Origin of the sequence: Amycolatopsis sp. NPDC004625 (assembly GCF_040609695.1) — a bacterium.
Classification (GTDB): Bacteria; Actinomycetota; Actinomycetes; order Mycobacteriales; family Pseudonocardiaceae; genus Amycolatopsis.
This window is the reverse complement of sequence record NZ_JBEXKX010000108.1, coordinates 1-7603: the sequence shown is the minus strand read 5'-3', so window position 1 is coordinate 7603 and position 7603 is coordinate 1. Positions and strand designations below refer to the sequence as shown.

The 7603-nt window shown below is 71.5% G+C and carries 8 protein-coding genes and 1 pseudogene; 3 read left to right on the top strand and 6 right to left on the bottom strand.

All coding sequences use genetic code 11. The annotated features are described in order from the left end of the window. Positions 1-67: 67 nt before the first annotated feature. Positions 68-1435, bottom strand: a complete 1368-nt coding sequence (locus ABZW17_RS46415) for a gluconate:H+ symporter (protein WP_354829346.1) — start codon at positions 1433-1435, stop codon at positions 68-70. Next, complete coding sequence (locus tag ABZW17_RS46410) at positions 1432-1929, bottom strand: gluconokinase (RefSeq protein WP_354829343.1); 498 nt, start codon at positions 1927-1929, stop codon at positions 1432-1434. The genes ABZW17_RS46415 and ABZW17_RS46410 overlap by 4 nt, the downstream gene beginning before the upstream one ends. Positions 1930-2032: 103 nt before the next feature. On the opposite strand from ABZW17_RS46410, the gene ABZW17_RS46405 reads away from it, so the two are divergent. Further along, on the top strand, positions 2033-2737 hold the full coding sequence (locus ABZW17_RS46405; RefSeq protein ID WP_354829340.1) for an FCD domain-containing protein: 705 nt from the start codon (positions 2033-2035) through the stop codon (positions 2735-2737). A gap of 42 nt (positions 2738-2779) precedes the next feature. After that, positions 2780-3664: a cobalamin biosynthesis protein gene (locus ABZW17_RS46400; RefSeq protein WP_354829338.1), complete on the top strand. Its 885-nt coding sequence runs from the start codon at positions 2780-2782 to the stop codon at positions 3662-3664. Between the two features lie 18 nt (positions 3665-3682). Here ABZW17_RS46400 and ABZW17_RS46395 read toward each other — a convergent pair. The 4 genes and pseudogenes from ABZW17_RS46395 to ABZW17_RS46380 form a co-directional block, all read right to left on the bottom strand. Next, a pseudogene (locus ABZW17_RS46395) lies at positions 3683-4455 on the bottom strand (tyrosine-protein phosphatase). After that, positions 4452-5750 (bottom strand): MAB_1171c family putative transporter, encoded by a 1299-nt coding sequence (locus tag ABZW17_RS46390; RefSeq protein WP_354829335.1) that lies wholly within the window; start codon positions 5748-5750, stop codon positions 4452-4454. The pseudogene ABZW17_RS46395 and the gene ABZW17_RS46390 overlap by 4 nt, the downstream one beginning before the upstream one ends. After that, positions 5747-6295 (bottom strand): hypothetical protein, encoded by a 549-nt coding sequence (locus ABZW17_RS46385; RefSeq protein ID WP_354829332.1) that lies wholly within the window; start codon positions 6293-6295, stop codon positions 5747-5749. Before ABZW17_RS46385 ends, ABZW17_RS46390 begins: the two co-directional genes overlap by 4 nt. Further along, positions 6292-6723, bottom strand: coding sequence for a helix-turn-helix transcriptional regulator (locus tag ABZW17_RS46380; RefSeq protein ID WP_354829329.1), 432 nt, complete (start codon positions 6721-6723; stop codon positions 6292-6294). Before ABZW17_RS46380 ends, ABZW17_RS46385 begins: the two co-directional genes overlap by 4 nt. 247 nt (positions 6724-6970) lie before the next feature. Here ABZW17_RS46380 and ABZW17_RS46375 point away from each other — a divergent pair, with 247 nt between their 5' ends. After that, the gene (locus ABZW17_RS46375; protein WP_354829327.1) at positions 6971-7483 is read left to right on the top strand and encodes an RICIN domain-containing protein; all 513 of its coding nucleotides are present in this window, start codon (positions 6971-6973) and stop codon (positions 7481-7483) included. Positions 7484-7603: the final 120 nt, after the last annotated feature.

Below are 7603 nucleotides of genomic sequence, written 5' to 3'. Positions count from 1 at the left end.
GTGGTAAGGCGGGTTCTAACCCGCCTTACCACTCACGACCGGGGGCGGCAGGGCACGCACGCCGCCGCTAGACGACCAGTGACAGGGGCAGGATCAGCGCGATCGCCACCACGGAGATCAGCGTCTCCATCACCGACCAGCTCTTCAGCGTTTGGCCGACCGAGAGCCCGAAGTACTCCTTGACCAGCCAGAACCCGGCGTCGTTGACGTGCGAGAAGAACAGCGACCCGGCGCCGATGGCCAGGACCAGCAGGGCGCTGTGGGACGGGTCCATGGTCGCCGCCAGGGGGGCCACGATGCCCGCCGCCGACACGGTCGCGACCGTGGCCGAGCCGGTCGCCAGCCGGATCGCCACCGCGACCAGCCAGCCGAGCAGCAGCGGCGACAGGTTCGCGTCCTTGGCCAGGCCGGTGATGACGTCGCCGACGCCCGCGTCGACCAGGGTCTGCTTGAACCCGCCGCCCGCGCCGACGATCAGGATGATCCCGGCGATCGGGCCGAGCGACTCACCGACCACAGTGGACAGTCTCTCGCGGCCGAGCCCGGCCGGGCGGCCCAGCAGCACCATGCCGACCAGGACCGCCGCGAGCAGCGCGATCAGCGGGTCGCCGACGAAGTCGAGGATCTTGCGGGCCTGGCTGTCCTTGGCCAGCAGGATGTCCGAGAGCGCTTTCGCGAGCATCAGCACGACCGGCAACAGCACCGTGGTGAGCGTCGCGGCGAAGCTCGGGCGCGGCTTGTCGGTGTCGGCGCGTTCCGGGATCAGCCGCTCGGGGGCGACGGCGTCCGGGACGAGCCGGGCCGCGACGCGCGCGAACAGCGGGCCCGCGATGACCAGCGTCGGGATGCCGACGAGCAGGCCGAACGCCAGTGTGACGCCGACGTTCGCGTTCAGCGCGCCGGCCGCGGCGAGCGGGCCGGGGTGCGGCGGGACCAGGCCGTGCAGCACCGAAAGCCCGGCCACGGCGGGAATCCCCAGCAGCATCAACGGCTTCCCGGTGCGCTTGACCGCCAGCAGCACCACCGGGATCAGCATCACGAGCCCGATCTCGAAGAACATCGGCAGCCCGATCAGGGCCGCGACGAGGGCCATCGCCCACGGCAGCGCGGCGCCGCGGGCCTTGCCGAGCACGGTGTCGACGATCTGGTCGGCGCCGCCGGAGTCGGCGAGCAGCTTGCCGAGCATCGCGCCGAGGGCGATCAGGATGCCGACGGACGCGACCGTGCTGCCGACACCGGTGGTGAAGCTCTTGAGCAGCTTGTCGACCGGCATCCCGGCGGTCAGGCCGAGCACCAGCGAGCCGAGGACCAGCGACAGGAACGGGTGCAGCTTCACCTTCGTGATGAGCACGACGATGACGGCGATCGCGACGACGGTCGCGATGATCAGGCGGGTGGAGTGGCCGGTCCAGCCGGCGGCGAGGACGGCGTTCACGCGTGCTCCCGGAAGGCGGTCAGTGCGGCTTCGGTGATCTCTTCGGGAGTGCCGCCGGTGTTGTCGAAGACGGCGCCGGCCTCGTCCGGCTCGAGGGGTTCGAGGTCGGCCAGTTGCGAATCCAGCAGCGATACGGGCATGAAGTGGCCCTTGCGGGTCTTCATCCGCTCGGCCAGCAACGCGCGGTCGACCTGCAGGTGGGCGAACCAGACGTCGCCGCCGCTGCGCAGGACGTCGCGGTACCGCCGCTTGAGCGCGGACGACGTCACGACACCGCCGGTGGCCTCGTGCTCGCGGATCCAGCCGGCGATGGCCTCGAGCCAGGGCGCGCGGTCTTCGTCGGTCAGCGGCGTGCCGGCGGTCATCTTGTCGATGTTGGCCTTCGGGTGGAACGTGTCCGCTTCCGCGTACTCGACGCCGAGGGCCTCGGCGAGCGCCGTGCCGATCGTCGTCTTCCCGGAGCCTGACACCCCCATCACCACGATGACGGTCATCCGCACCTCCCACTTCGTTGTGCCCAGGTGAGTCAAACTCAAAAGTACTACTTATTCAAGATGAAGTACTACTTAATCGAGTCAGACGGCTAGCCTTGATCAGGTGAGACACGAGCAGGTACTGGATGCCCTCGGCGCGGCGATCGCGAACGGATCCCTGGTCCCGGGCACCGTGCTGCGCTCGGAAGACCTCCAGGAACGCTTCGGCGCTTCGCGGACCGTGGCGCGCGAAGTCGTCCGCGTCCTGGAGACGATGCGGCTGACCAGCAGCAAGCGCCGGGTCGGCGTGATCGTCCGCGAGCCGGCGGAGTGGAACCACTACGACCCGCGGCTGATCCGCTGGCAGCTCGACGGCCCGGCCCGCCCGGCGGCCCTGGCCACGCTGAACGAGCTGCGGTCGGCGATCGAGCCGTGCGCGGCGCGGTACGCGGCCCTGCGCGCGACGCCGGAGGAGCGCGGCCGCCTGGGCGCGCTGGGGGAGCGGCTGGCCCGGACGGCCCGGGCGCGCGACCTCTCGGCGTTCCTCGGGTTCGACATCGCCTTCCACGACCTGCTGCTCACCGCGTCCCGGAACCCGATGTTCGGCCAGCTGTCGGCGGTCGTCGCGGAGGTGCTCACCGGCCGGACCGGGCACGGCCTGATGCCGCCGGAACCGCAGCCCGAGGCCATCGCGCTGCACGCCGAGGTGGCCGCGGCGGTGGCCGACGGCGAGGCGGAGCGGGCCGAGCGGGCGATGCGGGACATCGTCGTCCAGGCGAGGGACGAGATCGCCGCCCTGGTATCGGAGGCCGCCCCAGAGGTCGAGTAGCCTCTGGCGGAACTGGACTTTTCCTTCCGCCGGGGGGCACGGGTGAGCGCGGCGCGCGCGATCGGACTGGTGTTGGGCGTGGCGGCCGACGGCGCCCTCGGCGATCCCCGCCACCGCCCGCCGGTGACGGCGTTCCGCCGCCTCCCGCCCCGCTCGGGCGTCGCGGTCGCCGCCGCCGCGGTGGCCGCCGGGGCCCTGCTGGAACGCGCCGGCCGCGGCCGCCCGCTGGTGCAGGCCTCGGCGACGGCGGTGACGACGTGGGCGGTCCTCGGCGCGGCCGGCCTGGCCCTGCACGGCACGGAACTGGCCCGCGACCTCGAGGAGTGCCGCTTCGAGCCGGCCCGCACGACACTGTCCGAACTGGACCCCCGGGTGGCGGACGGGCTGGGCGCGATCGCGCTGTCGAGGGCCTCGGTGGAGACGCTGGCGGAGAACACGTCGGACGCGGTGGTGGCCCCGCTGGTGTGGGGCGCGGTGGCGGGGGTGCCGGGCCTGCTCGGCGCCCGGGCGGTGAGCCTGCTGCGCCGCACCCGCACGGGCCGCCGCGGCCACTGGGCGATCGACCGCTTGGACGAGCTGGTCCACCTGGTCCCGACCCGCGTGGCGGCGGCCCTGACGGTGTTGGCGGCCCCGGTGGTCGGCGGCTCGGCGGGCGGCGCGTGGCGGGCTTGGCGCCGCGACACGATCGCCCACCCCAGCCCGAACGCGGGCCGCGTGGAGGCGGCGTTCGCGGGAGCGCTGGAGGTCCGGGTCGGCGGCCGGACGGTGTACCCGCACGGGGTGGCGGAGCTGCCGGTCCTGGGCGTGGGCCGGAATCCGGACGCCGGACACGTGACGCGCGCGGTGGAGCTGTCCCGCGTGGTGGGCTGGCTGGCCGGGGCGACCGCGGTGGTCCTGGCCGTGGTTTCCGGCTTCCGGCGCCGCTGACGATCGCCGTCCGGGGTTTCAGCGAAGACCCGGGAGCCTGCTGCGAACGCGGTGGAGTTCGCTGCCGGTGACGCCGGCGTCGAGGAGGTACTGCTCGACGTCGAAGCCGTCGAGCGTCGCCAAGACGGCCTCTTCGACCGTGAGGCCCCGGTCGGCGAGGACACCCTGGATGAGCGGTTGCTGGTCGGCGGTTCCCATTGCGGCGTAGAGCGCTTTCAGGGATTCGGCAGACAGGGCGTAGTCCGCGGCGATCGCCTGGGGCTCGACGTCGGCCAGCGCGAGCAACAGGAGCGCGATCAGCCCCGTTCGGTCCCGGCCGCCCCGCAGTGGAACAGCACACCGCCGGGCGCGGCGTGGGCGATCGCCTTGACGACGGCGGCGCACCGTTCGGCCTTCCGCCCGAGGAAGACGGGGTAGTAGAGCGGGGTGCCGTTGAGCCGCTCGCGGTTGATGCCTTGCGAGAACCCGATGTCTTCGATGTCGTCGAGCGGGACCTCGAGCCGGTTCATGCCGGTCGGGGTGGTGGGGCCTTCCGGGGCGGCCGCGAATTGTGCCGAGCCGGCTTGGGCCGTCACCGAGGCTTCGGCAGGCCGGATCTCGTCCGGGTTGCGGAGGTCGACGACCGTGCGGACGCCGGATTCGTGCGCTTGGGCCCACCCTGTCGCGGTGACGAAACGAAGGTCGGCGGTCCTGAAGAAGGCTCCGTAGCCGGTCGTGCCGCTGGACCTGGTGGGCAGTCCGCCGAGGTCCCTGGTGTTGAAGAAGCCTTCCCAGGTCACCGCTCTGCTCATCGTTCGGAAGCCCCGTCCTCGCTGAGGTGCCGCGGAGACGTGTTCTCCGCGTCGGTGAGCGTTGTCTTCATGTACTTCGCGACCTGCAGCAACCAGGCCGCGTTGGCGAAGAGGTCCGCGTCCTGGAAAGCCGGGCGGCTTCCGGTCCACCCGCCGCCGGGGCGGGCCGTCCGGTGGCGGGCCAGCCCCGCGGTGAGCATCGCGGCTTCGGCACGTGCGGCTCGCTGCGGTTCGGACAGCTTCGACGCGCCCGGTGCGGCCAGCGCCTGTTCGTAGTCGGCCGGGTCGCACCGGTCGAGCAGCGCGCGGCGGGCGTCCCAGATCTGCAGGACCCGCAGGTGAAGGCGGAGATCGAGGTGGCGGTGCAGGGGAGACCACCGTTCGTCCCAGTTGTCCAGGGCCGCCGTCACCCAGCCCGGGCGCGGGAACCGGGAACGCAGGTACGCGCTGGCGCGTGAGGGCTGGATCGCCAGCCGGACGTGGGGAAACGCGCCGGTGAGTTCCGCCCACAGCGGGTGCAGCCGCCGGTACGCCCGGTAGGACCGCCACCAGGTCCTGGCCGACGCCAGCCGCGGTCCCCAGCCGGGTGTGGTCAGCCCGGCGAGCGACAGGGGCACGGCGATCACGAGCAGCCAGCGGACGAGCGCGCCTTCGTTGAGCGCGATCGGGTGGCCCACGACGGCGAGCGCGATGAACGCGGCTCCCACCAGGAAGTAGAGGACTCCCAGCAGCAGGCCGATCGTGCCCGCCACCAGGCCGCGGCGGATCCACGGGTCGTCCACCAGCCGGGACCACGTCCACGTGACCCTCGCGGTAGCCGTCACGATGATCCCGGCGTACGCGGTGAACACCGCCATGTAGGCGCCGGCGAGTCCGCTGTCGCTGTAGTGCGCGACGTGCGCGGCCGTGAACTGGGCGGGATCGGCGAGCAGGGCGAGCGCCAGCATCGTCGTCAAGGTCGCGGTGAGCAGCCACGCGTGCCGGACGACCTGGCGCACCGCGTCCTTGCGTTCGCAGATCAGGAAGATGTAGGCGAGGTGGCCGAGGCAGAGCGCCACCGGCACGCACACGTGCTGCGCGATCACGGTCGTCCGGGCCCACGCCGGGATCGGGCGGGTCACCTCGGCGCCGTATTCGACCAGGCCGAGGTACAGCGCGAACGCCATGAACTGCGCGGACAGCCACGCGCAGAGCAGCGTGTCGTTGCGTGGCTTGCGCAGCAGGGCGCGGAGGAAGTACAGCCAGGCCGCGGTCGTGACCACCGCTGCCACGACCGTGGTGCCGGGGAGGTTCACCGGGGTCGCCGTGCCAGCAACGCCTCCGCGAACCGTTCGTTGGCCTCGGCCACGGTGTTCGAGCGGAGCGGCGGGCGAACCGCACGCCGCGCCTTGTCCGCCCGCGACCACATCAGCGCCGCCGCGACCTCGGCGACCCGCTCCTCGACGGCCGAGTAGCCGTCGCGCCTGACGAACCGCTGCGCGCCGCGCACGACGTCCGGATCCAGCTCGTCGAGTTCGTCATGGGTGAGATCGGCGACCGAAGTGCCGCGATGCCCGAACAACACGTGTGCCGCTTCGTGCATGATCACATGCTCCTGCTGGAGAGGCGGGAGGGACCGGTCGAACACGATCACCAGGTCGTGGGTGCGTTCGATGACCAGGCCGCCCGCACCGTCGCGGGGCAACTCGGCGGGCAGCAGCGCGATGTGCTTGCCGCAGCGCCGGGTGATCTGGTCCAGCAGCGTATCGAGTTCGTACGGCGGTGACCAGGAAAGCTCGTCCAGCACGCGCTCGACCGCGTGCCGCAGCTCGGACAGGTTGGCTCCCCCCGGACCGTTCATCTCCCGGTGCGGCCGGAGCCGTCCGGTTCGTCCAGCTGCTCGATCAGCCGGGCGACCGCGAGCAGGCTCTCCGGGGAGAGGCTGCCGAGCCGGGCGTTGATGCCCGTGACGCCGCCGCGCTCGGCGGCCTCCTGCAGCCTGCGCGCGGCGGCGAGCGACTCGAGCTGCTCGTCGGCCGCCGCGGCCTTCTCCTCGTCGAGGAAGTAGGTCACCTTCACGCCGAAGAACCGGGCGAGCGCCTCGAGCGTCTCGATCTTCGGGTTCTGTTCCTGGCCGGTGCGCAGCTTCCACACGGTCGTGCGCGACTTCCCGATGTGCGCGCCGATCTCCTGGTCGGTGACGGTGTGCTCGCCGTCCCGGGCCGCCTTCTTGGCGATGAGGGTGGTCAGCGCTTCGGCCAGTGTCCTGCGGGCGTTCGGGTCAGGCATGATCCACTCTGTTCATTAAACTTTACTTGACGCGGGTTTCCGGCTCCTCATAGTATGCGTGTACCCCGGATCGGGGTCGTGCCAGAGCTCGCGAAGTGGGGGGCGACGAGCGCGGACGGGCCTGTCTCGTCGACGCGGCAATTCAGCGCAATTCCCGTTCGTGTGTGCGCTCAACGGCAACTCGCGAGATTTCTCGTGGCAATTTTCGCGCAAAAGAGCAATTCCAGTCGATCGAGGGGAAAATCAGATGCGTATTCGCAAGTTCGTGACGCCGGTCGTGGCGGCCATCGCCGCCTTCGCTTCGCTGCCGGCCATGGCTACGGCGGCTTCGGCCACGACGCAAACGATTTCGGCGAACGGGCTCCTGCACGAAGTGTTCAACGGCCGCTGCCTGGACGGCGACGTTTCCGGTGGTGGCGGCAACGGCTCCCGCGCCCAGTTGTGGGACTGCAACGGGCTGACCAACCAGATCTGGTACCGGGTGAGCGGGGACAACTCGCTGCGGATCTACCCGTTCGGCGGGACGGCCCGGTGCCTCGACGCCGACGTGTCCAGTGGCGGCGGCAATGGTTCCAGAGTGCAGCTCTGGGACTGCAACGGGCTGACCAACCAGCAGTGGTACTGGAACGGGAACGTGCGCGCCTACGTGAACGGCTTCAACGGCCGGTGCCTGGATGCCGACGTGTCCAGCGGTGGCGGCAACGGGTCCAAGATCCAGCTGTGGGACTGCAACGGGCTGACCAACCAGCAGTGGTACTGATCCGGCCGTAGTGCCGGCCGATCCGCACCCGCCCGGGCCGGAGGCGAGCTCGCCGGCCCGCCAACCCGCTGTCCACAGTGGACGCCGTGCGCGCCTGCGCCCGGCCCGTCCGGACCAGGC

Bases quoted from the DNA above. Each gene is read 5' to 3' on its own strand.
- ABZW17_RS46410 (WP_354829343.1), bottom strand. From the start codon at position 1,929: ATGACCGTCATCGTGGTGATGGGGGTGTCAGGCTCCGGGAAGACGACG.
- ABZW17_RS46385 (WP_354829332.1), bottom strand. From the start codon at position 6,295: ATGAACGGTCCGGGGGGAGCCAACCTGTCCGAGCTGCGGCACGCGGTC.
- ABZW17_RS46380 (WP_354829329.1), bottom strand. From the start codon at position 6,723: ATGCCTGACCCGAACGCCCGCAGGACACTGGCCGAAGCGCTGACCACC.
- ABZW17_RS46375 (WP_354829327.1), top strand. From the start codon at position 6,971: ATGCGTATTCGCAAGTTCGTGACGCCGGTCGTGGCGGCCATCGCCGCC.